Raw genomic sequence first — 22,740 nt, forward strand, 5'->3', positions numbered from 1 at the left:
TGACGGACCGGGACAGTGTCGGCTATTTCCCGCTGAAGCCTTATTCTGGTACTTGTGGACGGTCACCTATGACGAGACACATCAGCGAGACACAGGTCCACCACTGGTTGGACGACACGGCCATTCGGAACGTGACGTCCCACACGGACGAAGACACCGAATTCAACTTTCAGGTCGAACTCTCGCAATTGCCGGTTCACGTCATCAAGGAAGACGAGTTCGGCTCGGTTCGGATCGTCGGCCGCAGCGGATTCGACACCGAACGGGCCAGAAATCTGCTCCGAGACGATCAGCGGCGCGGCGAGTTACTCGAGTACGTCGGGCCGATGCTGGCGGCGACGCCGGGCTTTTACACGTTTCTCGACGAGGACGGCGTCTCCTGTCAGTTGCGGGAGGCGGAGACGGTGCAGGTCGAGTATCGAGTCTATCCCGACGGTGCTTCCCAGCAGGCGCTGATGGACGGGATCATGGCTATTGCGACGAGTATGCGGTACGTCCAGAACGTCGTGGTAGCGGTGGCGGCCGCCGAGTGATACAATAGCGGTTCGACCGTTTCGACTATCGTAACCGGAAGCAGTTACTGTTTTACCCAGAACGGTCGATCGAGAGCGGCCCGTAACCGTTCGCGGGTTCTTCGAGCAGTACGTTTATGGGATTGTATTCCATCGTTATTCCCAGTATGGAATATCGTCGCCGGGAAGTACTGGGTGCGAGCGCCGCGGGGATCGCTGCGGCTGTCGCAGGGTGTGTCGGGTCGGGCAGTGAGGGCGACGAAGTGGGGGTCGCGGGCGAGGAGTTGGCGCTCGCGACGACGACCAGCACGTACGATACGGGGCTGCTCGACGAGATCAACGCCGCGTTTCAGGAGCGGTTCGGAACGCGGGTCGCGCCGAACGCACAGGGAACGGGTGCCGCGATCGAGTCGGCGCGCAACGGCAACGCGGACGTCATTCTGGTCCACGCTCGCTCGCAGGAGGACGAGTTCATGCGAGACGGCTATGGGGTCAACCGGCGCGACCTGATGTTCAACGACTTCGTGATCGTCGGTCCGAGCGACGACCCGGCGGGCGTCGGCGATACCGAGCAGGCGACGGCTGCCTTCGAGGCCATCGCGAACGCGCAAGCTCCGTTCGTCTCGCGCGGAGACGACTCAGGAACGCACACCAAGGAGCTGGCGATCTGGGACGCGGCCGGCGTCGAGCCCGGCGGCGAGTGGTACCAGGAACTCGGTCAGGGGATGGGAAACACGCTGAACAACGCGAGCGAGTCGGAGTCGTATACGCTCGCAGATCGCGGGACCTATCTCTCGATGCAGGACAACGTCGACCTCGAGATCCTGCTGCAGGGACCGATCGAGGGCGGCCCGGAACTGCTGGCGAACCCATACGGGATCATGGCGGTCAATCCCGAGATCCACTCGAACGTCAACTACCAGCTGGCGATGGCGTACATCGGGTTCGCCACGAGTCCGGCGGGACAGGACGTGATCTCGAACTACACCGCGGACGGGCAACAGCTGTTCTACCCCGAGGCGCTATCGGAGGATCCGAACTTCCAGCAGTACGTCCCGGAGGGGTGGCAGTCGGAGGCCGATAGCGAGTGATCGTCAGGCCCACTTTCAGAACGGAACGACCCACTACCAATGTCATTCGAGTCCATCGCCGATCCCACGTATCTCCGGAGTATCGGCCGGGTTTCACTGACGGTCAGCCTGACAGCCGTCCTCTTGAGTACCCTCCTCAGTCTGCCGATCGCGTTCGCCGTCGGGTTCGCGGAGTTCCGGGGCAAGCGGCTGATCACGGCCGTCATCAACACCGGGATGGGCTTTCCGAGCGTCGTCGTCGGACTGCTCGTTCTGATGGCGCTCTCGAGCAGCGGGCCGCTCGGATCGCTGGAACTCGTCTACACGCCCGAGGCGATGATCCTCTCGCAGTGCGTGCTCGCCGCACCGGTGATCACCGGCGTCGCGCTGTCGGCGGTCGAGAGCGTCGACGACGCCGTTCGGGACGCGGCCTACGGCGTCGGTGGGACTCGCGCCGATGTCGCCCTGATCACCCTCAAGGAAGCGCGGTACGGGGTCATCACTGGCATTCTCGCCGGCTTCGGCCGTGCGATCAGCGAGGTCGGGTCCGTCCTCATCGTCGGGGGCAACATCGCCTACGCCGACGGGACGTCGAAAACCCGCACGATCACGACCGCGATCACGCTCGAGACGAGGCGGGGCGAGTTCGAGACTGCGCTGGTACTCGGTGCGGTCCTGCTGGCGCTCGTCTTGCTCGTCAACGGAGTCGTCATGCGACTCGGAGGGCGATAATTGTGCGACCGACCGCGACGGAGGTGACCGCGTCGTGAATCTCGACCTCGACGACGTCTCCTACGGCGTCGACGGAACGGCGATCCTGTCCGACGTCTCGCTGTCGGTCGGCTCGGGCGAGGTAGTGACGGTCATCGGGCCCTCGGGGGCCGGCAAGACGACCCTGTTGCGGCTGGCGGCGCTGTTCGAACGGCCGACCGGCGGCGTACTCCGCTGTGACGGAACCGATCCGTGGGCGCTATCTCGCGAGGACCGCCTCGCGGTCCGGCGGCGGATCGGGATGGTGTTCCAGCGTGCGAGCCTCTTCGAGACCTCGGTAGCCCGCAACGTCGATATCGGACGACGGATCCGTCGGTCCTGGCCCCAGCGCCTGCGCGGGTTCGGACGCCGCCTCGCGGACCGGGTGCTTCGAGACGAGCCGAGCGTCGACGACCGGGTCCTCGAGGCCCTCGAACTGGTCGGGCTCGGGGACACGTGGGATCGCGACGCTGCAGCGTTGTCCGGCGGCGAGGCCCAGCGGGTGTCGTTCGCCCGCGCGCTCGCGACCCGGCCGGACCTGCTCGTCCTCGACGAGCCGACCTCCGATCTCGACCCGCGGAACACGGCGATCCTCGAGCAGGCGATCGATCGGGCGCGCGAGCGGGGCCACGGCGTCTTGCTCGCGACCCACGACATGCACCAGGCCGAGCGGATCTCTGACCGGATCGCCTTCCTGCTCGATGGTGAGCTGGTCGAGACCGGGCCGGCCGAGCGGGTCTTCGAGAACCCGCGCGACGAGCGGACTGCCCGGTTCGTCCGCGGCGATCTGTTGTACGATGACAACGAACTTCTGGCCTGACGACGAACGGCGAGTCGAATGGAAAAGGAGTTCGACCCCTACCTCCGGATCGACGACGTCACCGTCGATCGGAGCGACGTCGAGATGCTGCGCGCGATCGACGACCGCGGGTCGCTGTCGGGCGCAGCCGAGTCGCTCGAGCGGTCGTATCCACGCCTCCAGCAGCGGGTCGTCGAACTCGAGGACGCGATCGGCCCGCTGGTCGAGCGCACCCGCGGCGGGGCCGACGGCGGCGGTAGTTCCCTGACGGCGACGGCGCGAGACCTGCTGGCGCGCTTCGACCGGCTGGTCGCGGCCTACGAGGGCGTCGCCCGCGTCGACGAGACGGTACTCGAGGGGGCGCTCGTCGATCGCGACGGCGAACTCGCGACCGTCGAGACCGGCGTCGGGGAGATTCTGGCTGTCGTCCCGGCCGACGCCGTGAGTGCGTCCGTGACGATCCGATCGGACGCTGTCAGTCTGCACGCACCCGACGACGTGCCCCGGGCCGAGGGGACGAGCGTCCGAAACCGGTTTCCGGGGACCGTCTCGTGGCTCGAGGCCGGCGATGCCGTCGTTCGGGTGGGGGTCGAACTCGCCAGCGACGAGAGCGGCGACGGATCCGTCGACACCGAACTCGTGGCGCTGGTCACCCGCCGGAGCGTCGAGGCGCTGGGGCTCGAGCCGGGTCGGTCGATCGTCGCATCGGTGAAGGCGACGGCGGCGCGCGGTGTCGCGACGGAGAAGCGGAGACGGAACGGCGATAGCGACTAAAGACCCGTCGTCGGGGTCACGTATTCGACCGTTCGAGAACTGCTGTTTCTGGGACGAGTGGACCTTGTGTCGACGACGAATCGACAGTTCCGCTCGCGCTGGCAACACTGAGACACCACGCCCTCCCCATCCGATTCGCTCGGTCTTTCTTCCCTCGCTCATCCACTGGAAGACGCGGTACGTCTTCCAAGCCTTCGCTCACGAAGTTCGCGAAGACCTCTCACGGCTCGCTCGGCCGCCCTCACTAGCGTTCGGTCGGCCGACAGCACGCGCCACCGCAGAGAGGGTTCCACAATTTCGTCGAGCCCCAACCCTTTCTCGAGGGGGGTCGTATCCCCGCCCATGTACGATTCCATTCTGGTGGCAACCGACGGCAGCGAGGCCGCGGCGACGGCGATCGATCACGCGATCGCGCTCGCACAGCGCTTCGACGCGCCGCTGTACGGGATCGCCGTCGTCGACGAACGGACCGAGTACGATACGGGTATCGTCGATCCCGAGGAGGCCCGGCGACACCTCGAGGAGCGCGCGGCGGGCTGGCTCGCGGACCTCGAGACGACGGCGACGGACGGTGACGTGTCCGTCGAAACGACGGTTCGATCGGGCGTTCCCCACGAGGAAATTCTCGACTACGCGGCCGAGCGCGATGCGGATGCGGTCGTGCTCGGCTCCCGGGGCCGCTCGTCGTTCAAGGGCGCGCTGCTCGGCAGTACCGTCGACAGGGTCGTCAGGACGGCGGACCGTCCCGTGCTGGTCGTCGGCTAACGTGGAGTCCGACCCAGCGGTCGGTCGTCCGCCAGGGGTCGAAGCGAACGGGTAGTGGAGGGAGAACATTTACCTCCGCTGTCGTGTGAACTACCCGTATGTCACTGCTCGTCCCCTTCGACGGCTCGATACTGGCGACGAAAGCGCTCGAGCGTGCCTCGACCTTCGGCGACCTGCTCGACGAGGACGTCGTCGTCCTGACGGTGATCCCGGACGACCCCGAGTACGCTCAGGAACGAGGGTGGATTACGCAGGGCGAGCCGTTCGATGCGGAGGCGATCGCCGAGGGAATGCAGACTCGGGCGCTCGAGGTCGCCCCGGAAGCGACGGTCCGGATAGAACGAGTCAGCTCCGACGAGCCGACGGCGACGTCGACGACGAACGTCGTTCGGGAGATCCGCCGCGTCGCGGGCGAGGTGGAGGCGTCGGTCGTCTTCATCGGCTCGGAGAACGCGGGGTCGGTCATCGCACCGCAGTCGAGCGTCGGTAGCCCGGTCGCGAACGACCAGCGATACGACGTCTACGTCGTTCGCCACCCGGACGTCGGGGCCGACGCCGAGGACGTCGCCGATATCGACTCGACGACGGACGATCTCTAGACGGTCTGCGTTCGGGTCTCGACCGCGTTGGCCGATCGAGCGGCGTTCGCGGATGCGCCGGGTGGCCGTGCTCGCCCCCGCCCACCGGCTTGCGATTCGGAGGAACGTTTATTCCCCTGAGTGACCACGGTTCGGACGAGATATGGTCGATCGGAACGGGTGGGATCGAGACGCGTCCGAGTCCACCGGCCCCACCTACACCCCGCCCGAGTCGTTCGTCGAGCAGGCGAACGTCGCCGATCCGGGGATCCACGACGAGTTCGAAGCGGAGTGGCCCGACTGCTGGGAGCGTGCAGCCGCCCTCCTCTCGTGGGAGGAGGCGTACGATACCGTCCTCGAGGACGAGGACGCGCCCTTCTACCGCTGGTTCGCGAACGGACGCCTCAACGCCTCGTACAACTGTCTGGACAGGCACCTCGAGTCGGGGCGAAAGAACCACGCGGCCATCCGCTGGGAGGGCAAGCAAGGTGAGCGCCGGACCTACACCTATCGGGACCTCTACGTCGAGGTCAACGAGTTCGCGGCGGCGCTGCGGGATCGCGGCGTCGAGGAAGACGACGTCGTGACGATTTACTTGCCGATGATCCCGGAACTGCCGATCGCGATGCTGGCCTGTGCCCGCATCGGCGCGCCTCACAGCGTCGTCTTCGCCGGGCTCTCGGCGGACGCGCTCGCGACGCGGATGGACGCCGCGGAGAGCGAGTATCTGGTCACCTGTGACGGCTACTACCGGCGGGGTGATGCCTTCAATCAGAAGAGCAAGGCCGACAACGCCCGCATCGATCTCGAGCAGGACGTCCGAACGGTCGTGGTCGATCGCCTCGGCGACGACCTGCCACACGTCCTCGGCGAGAACGAGTGGGATTACCACGCCCTTCGCGAGGAGTTCGCGGGCGAAACCGTCGAACCGGTCTCGCGGGACGCCGAGGACATGCTGTTCCTGATGTACACCTCGGGGACGACCGGCGAGCCGAAGGGCGTCGTTCACTCGACGGGGGGTTACCTCGCCCACGTCGCGTGGACGAGCCACGCCGTCCTCGACGTCAAACCCGAGGACACCTACTGGTGTGCCGCCGATATCGGCTGGATTACCGGCCACTCCTACATCGTCTACGGCCCGCTCGCGCTGGGGACGACGACCGTCATGTACGAGGGGACACCGGACTATCCCGACCGGGATCGGCTCTGGGAGATCGTCGACCGGAACGCCGTGGACGTCTTCTACACGGCCCCGACGGCCATTCGCGCGTTCATGAAGTGGGGCTCGGATTACCCCGCACGACACGACCTGTCCTCGCTGCGCCTGCTCGGCACCGTCGGGGAGCCGATCAGTCCCCGGCCCTGGAAGTGGTATCGCGAACACATCGGCGGCGGCGAGTGTCCAGTCGTGGACACCTGGTGGCAGACCGAAACCGGCGCGGTCACGATTTCGACGCTGCCGGGAATCGACGACATGAAACCGGGCTCCGCCGGCCCGCCGCTACCCGGAATCGATGCGCGCATCGTCGACGAGGCGGGCGAGGACGTCGATCCAGGCGAGACCGGCTACCTCACGATCGGTCGCCCGTGGCCGGGGATGGCCCGAACGCTCTACGACAACGACGAGCGGTTCGTCGCGGAGTACTGGCAGCGGTTCTCCGAGCCCGCCGAGGACGAGTGGCGCTACTTCAGCGGGGATACCGCCCGGATCGACGACGACGGCTACATCACCGTCCTCGGCCGGATCGACGACGTAATCACCGTCTCCGGCCACCGCCTCGGGACGATGGAGGTCGAACACGCGATCGCCGACGTGGACGGGGTCGCCGAAGCCGCCGTCGTCGGCCGCTCGAGCGAAACCGGTGACACCGAGATCTACGCGTACGTGAGCACCGAGAGCGGCTACGATTCCGACGCCGAGATTCGGCGGGCGATCCTCGACAACATCGAGTCCGCGATCGGCCCGATCGCCCGACCTGCCGCAGTGATATTCACACCGGAGCTCCCCAAGACCCGCTCGGGGAAGATCATGCGCCGACTGCTCGAGGACGTCGCCAACGGCGAAGAGCTGGGGGACACGAGTGCGCTCCGAAACCCGGAGATCGTCGGCGAGATCCAGGCCGAGATCGGGACGGACGGCGACCGAGACGAGCCCGGCCGATGAGGGTTCGCTGATTCAATTCACGCGAAATCGTTTATTTTCCTCGACCCGTAGTAGAATCGTGCTGTCGAGACAGATACCGCCGAGAGGCGATACAATTATGTTCGCGTCTCTAGAAAGTGCGAACCAGAACTGATGAGCCTCGAGGGGACTGGGAGGGCGGTGCTCACACGTCGGGAGTACGAATCGCTGCTCGACGCGGCCGAAACCTACCGCGAGGCGCTGGTGATCCGACTCTGTGGGGACGTCGGGCTTCGGCCGGCCGAGTTACCGCGGCTCACGATCGACGACATCGAGCAGGTGCGGATCGATCCGCCGCGGTACCTGATGCGGGTCCCGACCGACGACGACCGGGGAACCCGCACCGCGTACCTGCCGACCCGCGTCGAGCGCGAACTCCGGCGGTACGCCCGCAGCAACGACCTCTCGACCGACGACCGGATATTTACCGTCACGCCACGCCGGCTCCAGATGCTGGTTTCGGACGTCGCCACTCGTGCGAGCGATCTGTTCGACGAACCCGAGCTCGCCGACGCCTCTACCAGCGACCTCCGGCAGTACTTCGCTCACACCGCACTGGTCGACCACGACGTCAATCCGCGCGTCGTCAAGGCTACGGGCGGCTGGCAGAGCTTTGAAGCCCTCGAGTCGTACCTCCCCGAGCCGGCGGACGCCGAGATCGTCGACGCCTTCGACGCCGTCGAGGGGCCGTCGAGCCCTCGCTCGGGCGACCCCCAACCCGGTCGGGCGGTGGGCGACGACAGCGTCGTCAGACTGTTACTGGCGGCCAGCGACCGGTACGCGCTCGTTCGCCTCGACGCCGACGGCTACGTCGAGCGCTGGAACCGCAGCGCGGCCGCGCTGTTCGGGTATCGGGCGAGCGAAATCGTCGGCACGCACGTCTCGACGTTCTACACCGACGAGGCCGTCGACGCCGGCGTTCCCGATCGGACGCTCTCGAGGGCGCTCGAGGAATCGGGCGTCGAAACCGACGGATGGCGGGTTCACGAGGACGGCTCGCAGTTCCACGCGACCGAAGTCGTCTCGCCCCTGCGGGACGACCAGGGAACGCATCACGGCTTCGCCGTCTTCGTCCGTGACGGGACCGCCGCCCACGAGGAACTCGAAGCCGTTCGCGACCGGAGGGACGAACTCGACGGCCTGTACGCGGTCGCCCGGCGTCACCGCGCGGTAACCCGGGCGCTGCTCGAATCGACCGACCACGAGGAGGTCGAAACCGCGACCTGTGCCGCACTCACCGACGGCCGGGCCTACGAGTTCGCCTGGATCGACCGGGCGACGATCTCGGATCGCCGCCGGGAGTGGCGTGCGGCCAGCGGCATCGACCCCGGTTCGGTCGACCGGGTCGTTCCCGATGCGTGGCGCGACGACGGGTCGACGGTGTCACTCGATCGCTCGCCCCCGGGAGACGACGGCGGGTCGGGGTCGGACGGGCAGGTGAGCGTCGCGGACGACGTCACGGCGACCCTCGACGGCGACACCTCGTTCGATGGAACCGTCGCGAGAGTCTCCCTCGCCTACGGCGACACCGTCTACGGGACGCTCTCGGTCGCGACCGAACGCGACGGTGCGTTCGAGGACGACGAGCGGACGTGGCTCGCGACGATCGGCCGGCAGGTCGGGTACGCCATCGCCGCCATCCGCCGACGGAACCTCCTGCTCTCGGACCGCGTCGTCGAACTCGAGATCGCCTGCCGGGACGATGGATCGTTCTTCGTCGACGCCTCGCGCCGGCTCGACTGCCGGTTCGAACTCGACTCGCTGGTCCCGATCGGGGAGTCGACCCAGCTCTCCTACGTCCGACTCGAGGGGGCGTCGCCGGCCGACGTCTTCGAGCTCGCCGACGACGCACCCTGGATCGAGGACTGTCGGCTGGTCGAGACCGACGAGGACGGGTGGCGCGTCGAGTTCGTCGTTCAGGGATCGTCCCCGGTTCTCACGTTGACCGAATACGGCGTCACCGTCCACGAGGCGGTCTTCGAGGGCGGATCGGCGACGATCACCGGCGATTGCGCGGCCGACGCCGACCTCCGGACGATCGTCGACGGGCTTCGCTCCGCGTTCCCCGACTCGGAACTCCTCGGAAAACGGGAAGCCGAACGGGCCGTCCAGACGGCCCGCGAGTTCCGCGAGGGCCTCGAAGACCGGTTGACGGACCGTCAGGAGGCCGCGCTCCGGGCGGCGTACTTCGGCGGCTACTACGACTGGCCCCGGGAGAGCACGGCCGAGGAAGTCGCCGACGCGATGGGGGTCTCCTCGCCGACCCTGCACAACCACCTGCGGAAAGGCCAACACGAGTTACTCCGAACGTTCTTCGATGAACCGGGCGGCTGACCGATCGCGTATCGACGCCTGCCACTGGCGGTGAACTAAGTCTCTAGACGTGCCGGCCTGTAGTGTCAATCTGATGTTGCTCTCGGCCGAGTCGACGAGGACCCAACCCGTCGCGCCGGCGACGAACCGGGGTGTGACCGGTCCGCCGATCGATTATCACACCCTAATATAGTCATTATATGCTAGATTCTCCTCTCACTATCGGGTCGATTTTGCACAACTAGAGGCCGTCTTTACTAAGTGGGTTATCCATTGAGTGGGTGTACCATGTCACAGGAGGATGCCAATCTCGAGGCACGACTCGAAGAGCAGGAGGCGTTCGAGCCCCCCGAGTCGTTCGTCGAGCAGGCAAACGTCACCGATCCGGGGATCTACGACGAGTTCGAGGAGAACTGGCCAGAGTGTTGGGAGCGCGCAGCCGAGCTGCTCTCGTGGGACGAAGAGTACGATACCGTCCTCGAGGACGGAGACGCACCGTTCTACGAGTGGTTCACCGGCGGCGAACTCAACGCGTCGTACAACTGCCTCGACCGACACGTAGAGGAGGGTCGCGGGGACAGCGTCGCGATCGAGTGGGAGGGAGAACTCGGCGAGACGCGCACCTACACCTACGACGAGCTCCTCGACGAGGTCGAGGACTTCGCCGCGACGCTGCGAGACCTCGGCGTCGAAGAGGACGACGTCGTCACGCTGTACATGCCGATGGTTCCGGAGCTGCCGATCGCCATGCTGGCGTGTGCCCGCATCGGCGCACCCCACAGCGTCGTCTTCGCCGGCTTCTCGGCCGACGCGCTGGCGACGCGGATGAACTCGGCCGACAGCGAGTACCTCGTCACCTGCGACGGCTACTACCGGCGCGGGGACCCGCTCGATCACATCTCGAAGACCAACGAGGGACTCGAGGGCGTCGAGCACGAGGTCTCCGACGTCGTGGTCGTCGACCGACTGGGCCACGACTTAGAGCACGACCTCGCGGACAACCAGCACGATTACGACGAGCTGGTAGCCGACCACGAGGGGTCGACGGTGGAGCCGGTTCCGCGGGACGCTGAGGACATGCTGTTCCTGATGTACACCTCGGGGACCACCGGGAAGCCGAAGGGCGTCAAGCACACGACGGGCGGGTACCTCGCGTACTCCGCCTGGACGAGCCACGCCGTGTTGGACATCGAAGCCGACGACACCTACTGGTGTTCGGCGGACATCGGCTGGATTACCGGCCACTCCTACATCGTCTACGGCCCACTCGCGCTGGGCACGACGTCGGTGATGTACGAGGGAACACCGGACTACCCCGACAAGGACCGGCTGTGGGAGATCGTCGAGAAGAACGAGGTCGACATCTTCTACACCGCGCCGACGGCGATTCGCGCGTTCATGAAGTGGGGCGAGGAGTACACGCAGAACCACGATCTCTCCTCGCTGCGCTTGCTCGGCACCGTCGGAGAGCCCATCAACCCGCGGGCGTGGAAGTGGTACTACAAGCACATCGGCAACGAGGAGTGCCCGATCGTCGACACCTGGTGGCAGACCGAGACCGGGGGAATGATGATCACGACACTGCCGGGGATCAACACCATGAAACCCGGCTCCGCGGGACCACCGCTGCCGGGCATCGACGCCCGCGTCGTCGACGCACAGGGTGAGGAAGTCGAGGCCGGGCAGGCCGGCTACGTCACGGTCAACAACCCGTGGCCCGGCATGCTCCGCACGCTGTACAACAACGACGAGCGGTTCATCCAGGAGTACTGGAGCGAATACTCTGACGAGGACGCCGACGAGTGGGTCTACTTCCCCGAGGACGGCGCGAAGATCGACGAGGACGACTACATCACCATCCTCGGCCGCGTCGACGACGTGATCAACGTCTCCGGCCACCGGCTGGGCACGATGGAGATCGAGTCGGCCGTCGTCGGCGTCGAGGGGATCGCCGAAGCCGCCGTCGTCGGCGGCGACCACGAGGTCAAAGGCGAGGCCGTCTACGTCTACGCCATCCCAGAGGACGGCTACGAAGACCGCCACGCCGAACTCGAGGAGAAGGCCATGCAGGCCGTCCTCGACTCGATCGGCCCGATCGCCAAGCCCGAGGAGATCGTCTTCACGCACGAACTGCCCAAGACGCGCTCGGGCAAGATCATGCGCCGCCTGCTCGAGGACATCGCGAGCGGGAATGAGCTCGGGAACACCTCGACGCTGCGCAACCCCGAGGTCGTCGACGACATCGCGGAACAGGTCTCGAGCGACTAGCACTACCAATTCGATTTTCGAGAATGACAGACGACACGAGAATACGATTCGCAAACATATGACAGATAATAACAGCCACGATTCGACTGACAACCGGACCGCAACGGACGGGGGGGTGGCCGGACAACCCGGTCAATCCCACCGAGATACCGACTATCTCAGTGCGGAGGTGAACTTGCTGAACCCGAGCACGCCGTTCATGCGCGACCACCTTCGTATCGTCTGGACGGGCTTCGTGATCTGGTTCGTCATTGTCTTCGGACCGGTAACGCTGACGCGGCTCGCACCCGGCGTAATGACGACGCAGCTTCCCGTCATCGGGTTCCCGCTGCACTACTTCCTGGTTGCGACCGTCGCGCCGACCGGTGCGTTGATCCTCTCGTTCTGGTACTCCCGCAAGCGCGACGCGCTCGACGCGAAGTACGGCATCGATCATCAGACCACCGAAGAAACCGGTCGCAGCGGCGGGGACGCCGCGGCGACCGACGGCGGTGAGCGCACCGACGGAGGTGTCGACGAATGACGGGCGCTGCGAACGTCGTTCTCCAGAGTGGCCTCCTTCCGGAGGGCCTGAACGTCTCGTTCAAGCTCGTTCCGGCCATCCTGGTCCTCTCGATGTTGCTCCTGTTCCTCGCGATCGGCTTCGTCTTCCGCGTGGCCGACACCGAGAACATGTGGGTCGCGGGACGATCCATCGGGAACGTCGAGAACGGGATGGCGATCGGTGCCAACTGGATGTCGGCCGCTTCGTATCTCGGGATGGCAGCGCTGATCGCACTGTCGGGCTTCTACGGCCTGGCGTTCGTCGTCGGCTGGACGACGGGCTACTTCATCCTGCTGATCTTCATGGCCGCACAGCTGCGCCGGTTTGGGAAGTACACCGCGCCGGACTTCGTCGGAGACCGCTTCAACTCCGACGCCGCACGCGCGATCGCGGCCATCACGACGTTCCTCATCGGGTTCGTCTACGCGATCGGCCAGGCCCGCGGCATGGGCCTCGTCGGTCTGTACATCTTCGGTGACATCGGCCTCCCGGGACTCTCCGGCTACCAGTCGATGGTCGTCTTCATGATGGCCATCACGGTCGGCTACCTGACGCTCTCGGGGATGCTGGGCGCGACCAAGAACATGGCCGTCCAGTACACCATCCTCATCATCGCGTTCATCGCCGGCCTCTACGTCGTCGGTTTCACGGGCGGGTACTCCACGGTGCTCCCCCAGATCGAGTACGGGATGCTGATCAGCGAACTCGGTAGCGAGTTCAGCGAACCCTTCGTGAGCGGGAGCTACTACTTATGGATAGCCACGTGTTTCTCGTTGATCGTCGGGACCTGCGGGCTACCGCACGTGCTCGTGCGGTTCTACACGGTCGAAAGCGAGCGCACCGCTCGCTGGTCGACGGTGTGGGGCCTGTTCTTCATCTGCCTGCTGTACTGGAGCGCCCCCGCGTTCGCGGCCTTCGGGACCGACCTCTACGGCGCGAACGTCGGTGAAGTGTACGGTGATCCCGGCATGAGTAGTGCTGCAGGTGACGTCATCGTCGTGCTCGCGGCCCAGCTGGCGGAACTGCCGCAGTGGTTCGTCGGGCTCATCGCGGCAGGCGGTATCGCTGCGGCGATCGCGACGGTCGCCGGACTGTTCATCGCCGGCTCGTCGGCCATCTCCCACGACATCTACACGAACATCATCAACCCCGACGCCACGCAGCGCCAGCAGATCCTCGTCGGCCGCCTGAGCATTATCGCGCTGGGCGTGCTGACGACGCTCGCTGCATTGGACCCCGCGGCACCCATCGCCGCGCTGGTGTCCTACGCGTTCTCGCTCGCCGGCTCGGTGCTGTTCCCGATGTTCTTCCTCGGTATGTGGTGGGAGAACACGAACCGTCAGGGAGCGCTCGCCGGTATGACCACTGGCCTCGTCATCTGGTTCATCCCGATGATCAACGAGGTCGTTCCCAACTATCTCGGTGGCGTCGAAGGGCCGTTCTCCGCAGCGCTGTCACAGTGGGTGCCCGCAATCGGCTCCGCGCTGATCGCAGTGCCGATCGTCTTCGCAATCACTATCGCTGTCTCGGCGGCAACCGACGAACCGCCGATGGAAACGAAACGGGTCGTGCGCCAGTGTCACAGCCCCGAACCGATGACCCAACAGCAGACGGCGGAAGACGTCGTCACTGATGGTGGCGAAACGCCAGCAGACGACTAACAATGTACGAGAAAATACTCGTTCCGACGGACGGCAGTACGACCTCGAAGGCGGCCGTCGAACACGCGGTCGACCTCGCCGAGAAGTACGAAGCCGGACTCCACGCGCTGTACGTGATCGACACCGACTCGATGAGTCTGAGCCTCGGCGCCGAACAGCTCGATCGCATCGAACAGGGCCAGTACGGCGAAATGACCGAAGTGCGAGAGCGGGCCGAAAAAGCCACCGGCTACGTCGCCGACCGTGCTCGAGAGCGCGGCCTCGAGACCGTCGAGCACGTCTCGGCCGGGAAACCCCACTCGCTCATCGCCGACTACGTCGAGGACAACGGCATCGACCTCGTCGTGATGGGATCCCACGGGCGGTCGGGCATCCGACGGGCGCTGCTCGGTAGCGTCACCGAACGGACGCTCCGGTCGACGCACACGCCGGTTCTGGTCGTCGACGCAGAGGAGTAGCGACAACCGATCCGCAGCTCGTTTTTTGCGACACTCACTGGCTAGCGGCGGCAGTATCGAGACCGATCGGCAAGCGGTACCGCCAGCAGGATCAGTGGTGGATTGCGAAGCCAGACTCGGTGACGCTACTGTTGCTGGCTGGTCGCTAGGTCGAAGTTCCAGAGGAAGCCGAAGTACGCGACGATTCCGGCGAGCATGAGCAGATAGTACACCGTGGTCGGGGGCTCGAGGAAGTAGTTAATGAGCTCGACCAGCGTCACCCAGACGACCGCGAACGCGAGATCGGTCAGTATCCCCCAGCGTTCTTCGCGGGCGGTCGCTATCCACTCGCGAACGTCCGTCATCGGCCGATCACCGCGCTCTCGGACTGAGTCATCACGTGAGTGTTTCGCAGGGGGCCGAAAAAGCCTATCGACGTCTCGACGACCGCGCCGGGTCACTCGTCGTAGAACTCGTCGACGTCGCTCTCGGGAAAGGCCGGCGTCGCCGCGGAGACGTACTCGAGGGTGGTATCGCCGGTGTTCTCGAGGCCGTGTTCGGTGTTCGCCGGGATGTGAACCAGATCGCCGGCCTGGACCGCACGCTCGTCGTCGCCGACGGTCATCACGCCCTTGCCGGCGACGATGACGTACACCTGCTCGGAATCGTGTTCGTGACGGACCTGCCGTGCCCGGTTCGACGTCGACCCAGGTGATCGTCAGGTCGGTTTCCGCGGCGTCTTGCCGGGGGTGCAGGATGTGAGAAACGAGCCCGTCGTCTCGACTCAGTGCCGGCACGTCGGATTTGTTCACGGATCTAATAGGGTTAAAATACATCTTTCCTGTCATAACTATTCTGCCGATCCGCCGCGTCGTCACTCCTCCCAGTAGTCCGTCTCGTCGTCGATGCGGTAGTAGCCCTCGAGCGAGCGTTCCTCGCGGCCGCCCGGCGGCGAGCCGACGTAGACGCCGAACTTGTCCATCTCCGGGTAGACCGTCACGTCCGGCTCGTTCATCGTCGAGATAGCGAGATACCGGAGCGGTTCGTCGCCGTCGTTGACGACTCTGTGGCCGCCCTGCTCGTTCGCCGGGAACGTCGCGTAGTCGCCGGCCGTCAGGGGCTCGAGACCGTCCGGCGTCTCGAGTTTCCCCTCGCCCGCCAGCACGTAGATCGCTTCCTCGTTGGCCGTGTGGTAGTGGTACGGCCACGACCGACTTCCGGCGGGGAGCTCGTAGAGGCTACAGCCGAGGTCGGACGCGTCGACGGCGTTCGAGAGTTCCTTCCGCCGGAAGGTGGCTTCCCCGTGGTCGTACTCGTCCCACTTGACGTCGGATTGGTTCGTCTTTCGCATACCGTACTTCATTCACATCAATTACGTATGGTTTTGTGTCGTAGTCTCAGTTCATAGGTCTACTGCCAGTGCGTCACCGCGGTTCCGGCACTCGTCTCGAGGCATGACGGTAAGTTCCCAACCCGATCCATCGTGAGCCGAATCCGATCGGGCAGCAGCGGGCGGAAAACGAAACCCCCTAACCGCCGCCGAGAGTGGATGTGACCATGCACGACGATAGCGAGGTCGCCGTCCTCCGGCTCGGCCACCGTCCCGGCCGGGACGACCGGATGACGACCCACGTCGGCCTGACAGCCCGGGCGCTGGGAGCCGACCGCGTCCTCTTTCCCGACAACGCCGGCCAGTCGCTCGAGACCGTGACGGACATCACCGACCGGTTCGGCGGTCCCTTCGAAGCCGAACTCACCGGGTCACCGCAGGGAGTCATCAACAACTGGGAGGGTCGGGTCGTCCACCTCACGATGTACGGCGAGCGCGTTCAGGATGTCGAGGCGGATATCCGAGCGGCACACGCGACCGAGGGAGAACCGCTCCTGCTCGTCGTCGGCTCCGAGAAGGTTCCCTTCGACGTCTACGAGGCGGCCGACTGGAACGTCGGCGTCACCAACCAGCCTCACTCCGAAGTGGCCGGACTGGCCGTCTTCCTCGACCGGCTGTTCGAGGGGCGCGAACTCGAGCAGGAGTGGGACGACGCAGACCGGCACGTGATCCCGAAAGAGACCGGCAAGCGGGTCGAGCCGGTCGACGGCGACGAGGAGCACAGCGCCGACGAGTGAAGACGTCTATCGCCAGGACTCTCCCGAAAACAGCCGTAACGGCCGAGGAATCTCGTTCCAGAGGCGGTCGATCGATCCCGTCGATGGGTCGCGGACGGTATAGCGGTTGTCGACCTGTCGGATGGGGCCGCCGCCTCGCTCCTCAAGTGTCCGCTTGACCGCCTCGACGGAGAGTCCCGTCCGGGTGGCGATCGTTTCGGCTGCAAGTGGTGTCGCCGATTCGTGAAGCGTCGTGGCGATCAGTTCTTCCGCCGGACTGTCGGGAGGGGTGATCCCACGTCGCCACTCGTAGCAGGCGTCGAAGACGAACCACACGCCGATGCAGCAAAACGAGACGTATACCAACGAGAACGAAGTGTTGAGAAACCACGCGCCGTAGCCCGCGACACCGACTCCGATGACGATCCCCGAAACGTACTCCGGGACGCCGGCGGCCGATTGCACAGCCTCGATCGTCCGGACCGCGATCATACCACCGGCGACAGCAGGGAGTGACGGCCATCCGATTCCGGTGAACGCGGACAGTGAGACGAGACCGACCCAGAATACGATTACCGACCAGTCGTCGGCCAGTTCGGACCATATCTCGCAGACGAAGGCTCGTCCCATATCGGTTCTAAATATCTTCCGCCACATATTCGGTCCGAATAAATCCGCCTGAACCGGAACCTGTCCGGTACAAATTTCGAGTGATCAGCCCGCCGGCCGAAACAGACGGAACGGCCGAAGAAGTCGACTGACGGCTTTTCTTGCGATATTTCGGACGAACGCGATCCCACCCATCTCGTCCTCGTCGATCGCGTATCCGTTCCCGACTCGCTCGATCGGTCCCGAATCGCCGTGGATCTCGAGCAAGCGTTCGAAATCCCCGTCCAGAAGTCCGGTGCGGTCACATATCTCTGCTTTCGCGAGCGGCCGGTCGGCCGCGCGGAGTTCCTCGAGCAGCCAGCGGTTGTGCTCGCTGACGAGGAGGACCTCGTCTTTCGTCATGTCGTCCTCGTCACGCGTAGTTTCGTCCCCGGTACGCCACGTGTACAGCCCATCGAGGCAGATCCAGAACCCGATGGCGAGCAACGACCCGCCGAACAGGCGACCGCCGTCCCGGAGTTGAACGATGCCAGCAGCGACGGCGAACCCACCGAAGGCGATTCCGGCGATACCCGGACCGATATCGAAGCGCTCGAGGAGCGGTTCGGCAAGCGGCGTCACGACTGCGGCCCCGAGGATGGTTCCGACCAGGCTCGCGTCTACTCCGAGCCGGAGGAGCACGCCAGCGACGCCAGCGGAAACGACGATATCGGACAGATCGACCCGGTCGCGAAACCGGCCGAGCGACTCGCGGATCATCCTATTGGTGGTTCAACATGATGGCTACTAAGCGTATCGTTCGCACGATCGATGAGCTGTCGATCGGTACGCCCGCTAGATGTAAGCGAGGAAAACCTTTTATCGTGACTCTCGGTATCACGATACATGAACCTGGACGCAGTCGATGACTCCGCACTGAACGGCAACGTCGCGAAACTGTTCGACCAGACCGCGGCCCATCACGGAGATGCGCAGGCGATGGAACACCACGGTCGGCGCTGGACCCACGACGAGGTACGTGTCTGGACCGCGGAACTGGCCGGCGGGCTTCACGATATCGGCCTCGAACCCGGCGACCGAATGCTTCTCTTCCTGCCGAACTGTCCGCAGTACCTCATCGCCTCGATCGGTGCGTTCAAAGCCGGCGTCGTGATCTCGCCGGTCAACCCGCAGTACAAGCGCCGCGAGGTGGCCTACCAGCTCGAGGATACGGACGCGAAAGCAATCGTCACCCACCCGGCGCTACGGGAGGTGGTCGACGAGGCGACCGAGGACGCCGACACGGACCTCGAAATCATCACGATCCAAAGCGAGGACTGGCCCCGGGACCCGGACGATCACGCGTTCGAAGAACTTCGGGGCGAACCCACCTTAGTCGACCGCGCGGACGACGACGTCGCGCTGCTGCCCTACACGTCCGGGACGACCGGCGATCCGAAGGGCGTCCAGCTCACCCACGCCAACACGCGAGCACAGCTCGTGTGGCCGCTGACCGCCTCCAACGTCGACGTCGAACCCGAAGACGTCCGCAGCCTCACCTGGCTCCCGCTGTACCACATCACCGGCTTCACCCACACCGCGCTCCAGCCGCTAGTCGGCGGCGGCCGGCTTTACTTCCGCAGCGCGCTCGAGTGGGACGCCCAAGAGTGCATGCAACTGATCGAGGACGAGGGGATCACGCACTTCGTCGGCGTGACGACGATGTACGCGGACATGGTCGAAGCAGAGGATTTCGGCGAGTACGATCTCACCAGCCTCGAGTCGGCGTCGGAGGGCGGCGCGAAGCTCTCGGCTGCGGTTCAGGAGCGGTTCGAGAAAACCGCCGGCGTGGACATCTCGGAGGGGTACGGGCTCACCGAGACCCACGGGGCGACCCACACCCAGAGCGGTTCGACGTTCGGCCTACAACACGGCACGATCGGCCAGCCCCTGCGGATGACCGACTGCAAGATCGTCGACGATTCGGGCGAGGAGGTCGGCCCCGGGGAGGAGGGCGAACTCCTCGTTCGCGGCCCGCAGGTGATGACGGGCTATCACAACCTGCCAGCGGCCACGGACGCCGCCTTCACCGAGAACGGCTACTTCCGGACCGGCGACGTCGCCCGCCGTGACGGCAACAACTACTACGAGATCGTCGACCGGAAGAAACACGTCATCGTCTCCGCCGGCTACAACGTCTACCCCAGCGAGCTCGAGGGCCTCCTGCTCGAGCACGAGGCCGTCGCGGACGCCGCCGTCGTCGGGATCCCGGACGAGCGGCGCAACGAAGTGCCGAAGGCGTTCGTCATCCCCGTCCCGGGTGTCGAACCCGGCAGCGACATGACGAGTGAGGAGATCAAACAGTTCTGTCTCGAGGAAGTCGCCGAGTACAAACACCCCCGCGAGGTCGAGTTCATCGATGAACTCCCGCGGACGACCAGCGGGAAGGTGCAAAAGTACAAACTCGAAGAGGAGGAGTAGGTCGGCGACCCCGTCAGTGTGTTCGTTCGACGAACGGATCGTGCAGATTGGAACGCCCTACTCGTCAACAGAAGTACACCCAGAACGAATGGCCGTCCGGACACGCGACTGTGGTATGGTCGCCGAAGAGCGCGACGGACCGTCTGACTTCCAGTTCGGCGTCCGGAGTCGGAATCGAGACGGCCGTTTCTCGCTCGCAGTAGGGACAAGACACGGCAGCCAGCTCCCGCTTCGGAGTCGTCGCCATCGTTAGTCCTCCATCCTGGTCGCCATGTGGTCGAAGACGTCCATGTGCTCCTCGTGCGGGCTAAAGAGGACGAACTCCGCGTCGTCGTCGCCGACCCAGAGGGTGTGGCCCGGCGGCCAGTACACGAGATCGCCGGCCTCGTCTACCTCCTCGGAGCCGTCGGAATACTGGACCGTAATTTCGCCATCGATCACGTACCCCCAGTGTGGGCACTGACACGTATCGTCGTGCAGTCCCTCCAGGAGGGGCGTGAGATCGGTTCCGGCGCTGATCTGGAAGTGTTCTGCGGCCATCTCGTCGTCTTCGGTTGCCCCACCGAAGCCCGCTTGATGTTGGACCACTGCATCCGGCGTTTCCATGACTACTGCTAGCTCTTCTTTGGATTGGTTCATCGTATTCAACTCGAATTCGTCACGTAGCGTTACGGGGGAGTAGCGTAAGTAGGCACCTCGTGACGGTCAGTCAGCCGCTGACCAGTCTGCAGCCGATGACCGAGACCATCGATTGCCAGGACACACTGCCGAAAAAACGGATCTACTGTCACGCACTCCCACCAAAACGCTTTTGCCCACAAACTTGAGAGTTGAAGTCATGTACGAAATGTCACGAGAGATACTCTACGTGATCGTCGGTATTCCGATACTCGCAATCCTCGGGTACGTTATGGTCGTCCTGTTGGCGGTGAACCCGTTCGGATTCTTGATACTCGGGATCTTCCTCCTCCTCGTCGCACTCGCAGTCGATTCGTTGAAATCGGACGGCGAGCCGCCGGCCCGGATCAACTGTTCGGAGTGTGGCGCACCCAACGAACCCGACCGAGACCAGTGTAAACACTGCGAGGTGTCCCTCGAGTCCGCCGCCGACTGAACGTTACCCCAACCGAGCGGTCACTCCGTCTCGTAGTATCGGACGCCTCGTGACTTCGTAGGACGCGTTGCCTCGCTTCTCGAACGTCCTCACCGCCCCCAGCGTATCGAGCACCGCGCGTGATAGCGGACGTTCCCGACGCGCTCCGCTGCGATCGACAGCGGCGTCGCGGGTTCGATTTCCGCGAACAGCCGTCATCTGTACTATCGGTTTCACTGTGTGATCTCCAGAACCCTGTTTTCGACTTCGACGATGTCTCCACTGGCTTTTCGAACGAATATTATTTCGGTACTACACAGCTCTCCATCACGAAACGACAGTATTTATTTTATTAAAATTAAATATAGGATACGATGATACGAGGACATCCACTCCATCCAGAAATACCAGTTGCCGGTTTTTTCCTGGTCGCTATCAAATTCACGTTCTCTATAGACGGCGGCTGGGTCTTCTGGATCCCCCTCGGCCCCCTCACAGTGATATTCATGTCGCATCTCATGTATGAGTTCACTGACAAATTCCTGGGAGTACGGATTGTCGATTGGTTCGCAGCGCGTTCTCCGAGTGATTCTGATCGAGACTAACGGCCGGGTCGTAGTCGAGCGCTCGAGACACCGACGGGTCTCCGAATCACTGTCGGCAGCGACAACCCACTCGAGCGGTCACTGCGTCTCGTAGTACCGAACGCCGTCGTCGACCTCGTAGGAGACGGTCCCCTGCTTCTCGAGCGTCCCGAGCGCCCCCAGCGTATCGAGCACCGGCGCGTGATAACGGACGTTCCCGACGCGCTCCTCGGCGACCGACAGCGGCGTGGCGGGTTCGATTTCCGCGAGCGCCGACGCCGTCTCCTCGAGCAGCGTATCCAGTCGTTCCCGCGTGGTCTCGACGACGCGCTGAGGGTCCTCGAAGACGGGGCCGTGGCCGGGGAAGACGTGCGTTGCGGTCGTTTCGGTCAGCCGATCCATGGCCTCGTAGTAGGCCTCGACGGCGTCGTAGGCACCGGGATGGAAGCCGACCTGGAAGGCCCCGGCGCGAAACGGTTCGATGAGCGCGTCACCCGCGAAGAGCACGTCCGTCCCTCCTATCGTCGTCTCGAAACAGAGGTGGTCGATCTCGTGACCCGGCGTTTCGAAGACTGTGAATTCGCGATCGCCGATGGAGAGGGGTTCGGAGGGGTCGATCGGCTGGGCGGTTTCGCGCTCGACCAGTCGCCGGTCCCGACGGCGGGAGTCGAGTTCCTCTTCGATCACCGTCTCGAGGGCGTCGCCGCTGTACCCGGCCGAGGTCGCCGTCTCTCGAAGCCCGGACTGGACGGCGTCCAGGTCGCCCTCGAGTCGTTCGATCCCCGCCTTCGGTGCGTGAACCGTCGCGCCGGCGGCCCGCAGCGCGGGGAGCTGTCCGATGTGATCGCTGTGGATGTGGGTCACGACGACGTGGTCGACGTCGGCCGGTTCGTAGTCGTATTCGGCGAGTCCCTCGCGCAGTTCCGATTCGCCCTCGTGTTCGGACCCGCCGGTTTCGTCGGGCGCACCCGCGTCGATCAGGATCGGTTCCGGCCCCTCGAGCAGGTAGGCGGCGACGTGTTTTGGCGGCCAGGGAACGTCGAACTCGAGGCGGTGGATCCGCGAGTGGACGGCGTCGTCGCGAACGGCACGGCACGAAGCGTCGGGAGTCATTGTCTCGAACAGGTCGATCCAGCGGTATAAGCGTCGCGCTCGAGGGTGCCGACGGGTTCCGAAATCGTTGCAGTGATTTCTTCGCTGAACGATACGTGCAAGCGGTACCGTTACCGTTGGAA

Annotated in this window: 23 protein-coding genes and 1 pseudogene; 16 read left to right on the forward strand and 8 right to left on the reverse strand. The window is 64.7% G+C overall.

All coding sequences use genetic code 11. The annotated features are described in order from the left end of the window. The first annotated feature begins 68 nt into the window (after positions 1-68). The 13 genes from LDB05_RS01210 to LDB05_RS01270 all read left to right on the forward strand — a co-directional run bounded on the left by LDB05_RS01210 (position 69) and on the right by LDB05_RS01270 (position 14,674). Positions 69-533, forward strand: a complete 465-nt coding sequence (locus LDB05_RS01210) for a hypothetical protein (RefSeq protein WP_226006108.1) — start codon at positions 69-71, stop codon at positions 531-533. 146 nt (positions 534-679) lie between these two features. After that, entirely contained in the window at positions 680-1,603 is a 924-nt protein-coding gene (locus tag LDB05_RS01215) for an ABC transporter substrate-binding protein (RefSeq protein ID WP_226006109.1), read from the forward strand. 39 nt (positions 1,604-1,642) lie between these two features. Continuing rightward, positions 1,643-2,314, forward strand: a complete 672-nt coding sequence (locus LDB05_RS01220; RefSeq protein ID WP_226006110.1) for an ABC transporter permease — start codon at positions 1,643-1,645, stop codon at positions 2,312-2,314. A gap of 34 nt (positions 2,315-2,348) precedes the next feature. After that, entirely contained in the window at positions 2,349-3,152 is an 804-nt protein-coding gene (locus LDB05_RS01225) for an amino acid ABC transporter ATP-binding protein (RefSeq protein WP_226006111.1), read from the forward strand. 18 nt (positions 3,153-3,170) lie between these two features. Continuing rightward, entirely contained in the window at positions 3,171-3,905 is a 735-nt protein-coding gene (locus tag LDB05_RS01230) for a TOBE domain-containing protein (protein ID WP_226006112.1), read from the forward strand. Between the two features lie 342 nt (positions 3,906-4,247). Continuing rightward, the gene (locus LDB05_RS01235) at positions 4,248-4,670 is read left to right on the forward strand and encodes a universal stress protein (RefSeq protein ID WP_226006113.1); all 423 of its coding nucleotides are present in this window, start codon (positions 4,248-4,250) and stop codon (positions 4,668-4,670) included. Between the two features lie 98 nt (positions 4,671-4,768). Next, the gene (locus LDB05_RS01240; RefSeq protein ID WP_226006114.1) at positions 4,769-5,269 is read left to right on the forward strand and encodes a universal stress protein; all 501 of its coding nucleotides are present in this window, start codon (positions 4,769-4,771) and stop codon (positions 5,267-5,269) included. A gap of 142 nt (positions 5,270-5,411) precedes the next feature. Continuing rightward, positions 5,412-7,412, forward strand: coding sequence for an acetate--CoA ligase (acs, locus tag LDB05_RS01245; protein WP_226006115.1), 2,001 nt, complete (start codon positions 5,412-5,414; stop codon positions 7,410-7,412). Between the two features lie 132 nt (positions 7,413-7,544). Beyond that, complete coding sequence (locus LDB05_RS01250) at positions 7,545-9,764, forward strand: bacterio-opsin activator domain-containing protein (RefSeq protein ID WP_226006116.1); 2,220 nt, start codon at positions 7,545-7,547, stop codon at positions 9,762-9,764. 267 nt (positions 9,765-10,031) lie between these two features. Beyond that, positions 10,032-12,011 (forward strand): acetate--CoA ligase, encoded by a 1,980-nt coding sequence (gene acs / locus LDB05_RS01255; protein ID WP_226006117.1) that lies wholly within the window; start codon positions 10,032-10,034, stop codon positions 12,009-12,011. A gap of 58 nt (positions 12,012-12,069) precedes the next feature. Continuing rightward, positions 12,070-12,534 carry a DUF4212 domain-containing protein gene (locus tag LDB05_RS01260; RefSeq protein ID WP_226006118.1) on the forward strand — a complete coding sequence of 155 codons (465 nt, stop codon included), beginning with the start codon at positions 12,070-12,072 and terminating at the stop codon, positions 12,532-12,534. After that, the gene (locus tag LDB05_RS01265; RefSeq protein WP_226006119.1) at positions 12,531-14,216 is read left to right on the forward strand and encodes a sodium:solute symporter family transporter; all 1,686 of its coding nucleotides are present in this window, start codon (positions 12,531-12,533) and stop codon (positions 14,214-14,216) included. Before LDB05_RS01260 ends, LDB05_RS01265 begins: the two co-directional genes overlap by 4 nt. A 2-nt stretch (positions 14,217-14,218) precedes the next feature. Next, positions 14,219-14,674 (forward strand): universal stress protein, encoded by a 456-nt coding sequence (locus tag LDB05_RS01270; protein ID WP_226006120.1) that lies wholly within the window; start codon positions 14,219-14,221, stop codon positions 14,672-14,674. 125 nt (positions 14,675-14,799) lie between these two features. On the opposite strand, the gene LDB05_RS01275 is transcribed toward LDB05_RS01270, so the two are convergent. The 3 genes and pseudogenes from LDB05_RS01275 to LDB05_RS01285 all read right to left on the reverse strand — a co-directional run bounded on the left by LDB05_RS01275 (position 14,800) and on the right by LDB05_RS01285 (position 16,004). Beyond that, entirely contained in the window at positions 14,800-15,018 is a 219-nt protein-coding gene (locus LDB05_RS01275) for a DUF8119 family protein (RefSeq protein WP_226006121.1), read from the reverse strand. Positions 15,019-15,110: 92 nt separating this feature from the next. Continuing rightward, positions 15,111-15,323, reverse strand: a pseudogene (locus tag LDB05_RS01280) (cupin domain-containing protein); the annotation flags it as partial. A gap of 204 nt (positions 15,324-15,527) precedes the next feature. Next, positions 15,528-16,004: a cupin domain-containing protein gene (locus LDB05_RS01285; RefSeq protein ID WP_226006123.1), complete on the reverse strand. Its 477-nt coding sequence runs from the start codon at positions 16,002-16,004 to the stop codon at positions 15,528-15,530. A gap of 206 nt (positions 16,005-16,210) precedes the next feature. Between LDB05_RS01285 and LDB05_RS01290 the strand changes: the two genes are divergently transcribed. Then, positions 16,211-16,780 (forward strand): tRNA (cytidine(56)-2'-O)-methyltransferase, encoded by a 570-nt coding sequence (locus LDB05_RS01290; protein WP_226006124.1) that lies wholly within the window; start codon positions 16,211-16,213, stop codon positions 16,778-16,780. A gap of 6 nt (positions 16,781-16,786) precedes the next feature. Here LDB05_RS01290 and LDB05_RS01295 read toward each other — a convergent pair whose 3' ends face one another. Together LDB05_RS01295 and LDB05_RS01300 are read right to left on the reverse strand one after the other, a co-directional pair. Further along, the gene (locus LDB05_RS01295) at positions 16,787-17,389 is read right to left on the reverse strand and encodes a hypothetical protein (RefSeq protein ID WP_226006125.1); all 603 of its coding nucleotides are present in this window, start codon (positions 17,387-17,389) and stop codon (positions 16,787-16,789) included. Between the two features lie 84 nt (positions 17,390-17,473). Continuing rightward, a complete protein-coding gene (locus LDB05_RS01300; protein WP_226006126.1) occupies positions 17,474-18,127 on the reverse strand; it encodes a hypothetical protein in 654 nt (217 codons plus the stop codon). Positions 18,128-18,253: 126 nt separating this feature from the next. Here LDB05_RS01300 and LDB05_RS01305 point away from each other — a divergent pair, with 126 nt between their 5' ends. After that, a complete protein-coding gene (locus tag LDB05_RS01305) occupies positions 18,254-19,828 on the forward strand; it encodes a class I adenylate-forming enzyme family protein (protein WP_226006127.1) in 1,575 nt (524 codons plus the stop codon). Between the two features lie 64 nt (positions 19,829-19,892). Here the strand turns inward: LDB05_RS01305 and LDB05_RS01310 are convergent, their stop codons facing one another. After that, positions 19,893-20,075 carry a hypothetical protein gene (locus tag LDB05_RS01310; RefSeq protein ID WP_226006128.1) on the reverse strand — a complete coding sequence of 61 codons (183 nt, stop codon included), beginning with the start codon at positions 20,073-20,075 and terminating at the stop codon, positions 19,893-19,895. 2 nt (positions 20,076-20,077) lie between these two features. Then, positions 20,078-20,467, reverse strand: a complete 390-nt coding sequence (locus LDB05_RS01315) for a cupin domain-containing protein (RefSeq protein WP_226006129.1) — start codon at positions 20,465-20,467, stop codon at positions 20,078-20,080. A 199-nt stretch (positions 20,468-20,666) separates the two neighbouring features. Between LDB05_RS01315 and LDB05_RS01320 the strand changes: the two genes are divergently transcribed. After that, entirely contained in the window at positions 20,667-20,942 is a 276-nt protein-coding gene (locus LDB05_RS01320; protein WP_226006130.1) for a hypothetical protein, read from the forward strand. Between the two features lie 662 nt (positions 20,943-21,604). Here the strand turns inward: LDB05_RS01320 and LDB05_RS01325 are convergent. Continuing rightward, positions 21,605-22,618 carry an MBL fold metallo-hydrolase gene (locus tag LDB05_RS01325; protein ID WP_226006131.1) on the reverse strand — a complete coding sequence of 338 codons (1,014 nt, stop codon included), beginning with the start codon at positions 22,616-22,618 and terminating at the stop codon, positions 21,605-21,607. Between the last annotated feature and the right edge of the window lie 122 nt (positions 22,619-22,740).

It is taken from the genome of Natrinema salinisoli, assembly GCF_020405205.1.
GTDB classification, from domain to species: Archaea; Halobacteriota; Halobacteria; order Halobacteriales; family Natrialbaceae; genus Natrinema; species Natrinema salinisoli.

Bases quoted from the DNA above. Each gene is read 5' to 3' on its own strand.
- LDB05_RS01210 (WP_226006108.1), top strand. From the start codon at position 69: ATGACGAGACACATCAGCGAGACACAGGTCCACCACTGGTTGGACGAC.
- LDB05_RS01215 (WP_226006109.1), top strand. From the start codon at position 680: ATGGAATATCGTCGCCGGGAAGTACTGGGTGCGAGCGCCGCGGGGATC.
- LDB05_RS01220 (WP_226006110.1), top strand. From the start codon at position 1,643: ATGTCATTCGAGTCCATCGCCGATCCCACGTATCTCCGGAGTATCGGC.
- LDB05_RS01230 (WP_226006112.1), top strand. From the start codon at position 3,171: ATGGAAAAGGAGTTCGACCCCTACCTCCGGATCGACGACGTCACCGTC.
- LDB05_RS01235 (WP_226006113.1), top strand. From the start codon at position 4,248: ATGTACGATTCCATTCTGGTGGCAACCGACGGCAGCGAGGCCGCGGCG.
- LDB05_RS01240 (WP_226006114.1), top strand. From the start codon at position 4,769: ATGTCACTGCTCGTCCCCTTCGACGGCTCGATACTGGCGACGAAAGCG.
- acs (WP_226006115.1), top strand. From the start codon at position 5,412: ATGGTCGATCGGAACGGGTGGGATCGAGACGCGTCCGAGTCCACCGGC.
- LDB05_RS01250 (WP_226006116.1), top strand. From the start codon at position 7,545: ATGAGCCTCGAGGGGACTGGGAGGGCGGTGCTCACACGTCGGGAGTAC.
- acs (WP_226006117.1), top strand. From the start codon at position 10,032: ATGTCACAGGAGGATGCCAATCTCGAGGCACGACTCGAAGAGCAGGAG.
- LDB05_RS01260 (WP_226006118.1), top strand. From the start codon at position 12,070: ATGACAGATAATAACAGCCACGATTCGACTGACAACCGGACCGCAACG.
- LDB05_RS01265 (WP_226006119.1), top strand. From the start codon at position 12,531: ATGACGGGCGCTGCGAACGTCGTTCTCCAGAGTGGCCTCCTTCCGGAG.
- LDB05_RS01270 (WP_226006120.1), top strand. From the start codon at position 14,219: ATGTACGAGAAAATACTCGTTCCGACGGACGGCAGTACGACCTCGAAG.
- LDB05_RS01275 (WP_226006121.1), bottom strand. From the start codon at position 15,018: ATGACGGACGTTCGCGAGTGGATAGCGACCGCCCGCGAAGAACGCTGG.
- LDB05_RS01285 (WP_226006123.1), bottom strand. From the start codon at position 16,004: ATGCGAAAGACGAACCAATCCGACGTCAAGTGGGACGAGTACGACCAC.
- LDB05_RS01290 (WP_226006124.1), top strand. From the start codon at position 16,211: ATGCACGACGATAGCGAGGTCGCCGTCCTCCGGCTCGGCCACCGTCCC.
- LDB05_RS01295 (WP_226006125.1), bottom strand. From the start codon at position 17,389: ATGGGACGAGCCTTCGTCTGCGAGATATGGTCCGAACTGGCCGACGAC.
- LDB05_RS01300 (WP_226006126.1), bottom strand. From the start codon at position 18,127: ATGATCCGCGAGTCGCTCGGCCGGTTTCGCGACCGGGTCGATCTGTCC.
- LDB05_RS01305 (WP_226006127.1), top strand. From the start codon at position 18,254: ATGAACCTGGACGCAGTCGATGACTCCGCACTGAACGGCAACGTCGCG.
- LDB05_RS01310 (WP_226006128.1), bottom strand. From the start codon at position 20,075: ATGGCGACGACTCCGAAGCGGGAGCTGGCTGCCGTGTCTTGTCCCTAC.
- LDB05_RS01315 (WP_226006129.1), bottom strand. From the start codon at position 20,467: ATGAACCAATCCAAAGAAGAGCTAGCAGTAGTCATGGAAACGCCGGAT.
- LDB05_RS01320 (WP_226006130.1), top strand. From the start codon at position 20,667: ATGTACGAAATGTCACGAGAGATACTCTACGTGATCGTCGGTATTCCG.
- LDB05_RS01325 (WP_226006131.1), bottom strand. From the start codon at position 22,618: ATGACTCCCGACGCTTCGTGCCGTGCCGTTCGCGACGACGCCGTCCAC.